The organism is Sphingomonas oligophenolica, assembly GCF_039522915.1.
In the GTDB taxonomy this organism is placed as follows: domain Bacteria; phylum Pseudomonadota; class Alphaproteobacteria; order Sphingomonadales; family Sphingomonadaceae; genus Sphingomonas; species Sphingomonas oligophenolica.
In genome coordinates, this window is sequence record NZ_BAAAEH010000077.1 from 1 (window position 1) to 890 (window position 890).

Annotated in this window: 1 protein-coding gene; it reads left to right on the forward strand. The window is 67.0% G+C overall.

Going from position 1 to position 890, the window contains the following annotated elements; all coding sequences use genetic code 11:
* The coding region (locus ABD050_RS28955; RefSeq protein ID WP_343893059.1) for a mannose-1-phosphate guanylyltransferase at positions 1-890 on the forward strand (890 nt) is incomplete at both ends.

Consider the following 890-nt stretch of genomic DNA (forward strand, 5'->3'; position numbering starts at 1 on the left):
GCGCTGACGGCGGAGGAGACCATGCTGCAATTGACCGCGCGGCGCGCGACCGGAGAGCGCTTCGCGGCGCCGATCGTCGTCGCCAATGCGCGGCATGCCGATATGGTCGAGGAGCAGCTCGCGGCGGTCGAGGCGTCGGCACAGGCGCTGATCCTGGAGCCGATGGGCCGCAACACCGCTCCCGCGATCGCCCTCGCGGCGATTGCCGCCGGAGGCGGTTCCGATCCGTTGCTGGTGATGCCGTCGGATCACGTCATCACTGATATTGCCGCTTTCCACGCGGCGATCCATGCAGCGATCCCGCTGGTTGCGGAGGGCTGGCTCGTGACTTTCGGCATTGATCCGCACGCGCCCGAGACCGGCTATGGCTGGATTCATGTCGGCGCCGAGATTTCGAACGGCGTCCACCGTGTCGCGAACTTCGTCGAGAAGCCGCCGCGCGACCGGGCCGAGATCATGCTCGCAGCCGGCGATCATGTCTGGAACGGCGGCATCTTCCTGTTCCGCGCCGATATCTATCTGGGCGCGCTCGCCGTCCATGCGCCGGAGATGCTCGTCGCCTGCCGGCAGGCGATGGCACGGGCGGAAACCAGGGGTCGCCGGGTGTTTCCCGAGGCCGAGGCATTCGCGCTTGCGCCGGCGGATTCGATCGACGTGGCGGTGATGGAGAAGGCCGATCGCGTCGCAGTGGTGCCGGTCGACATGGGCTGGAGCGATCTTGGCAGCTGGGATGCGCTTCATGCGATCAGCGACATCGACAGCGACGGCAATGCCCATCACGGCGAGGTGATTGCGATCGAGACGGTGAACTGCCTGATCCGGTCAGACGGCATCCGCATCGCCACGGTCGGCGTCGAGGATCTGATCGTGGTCGCGAGCGGCAACGACGT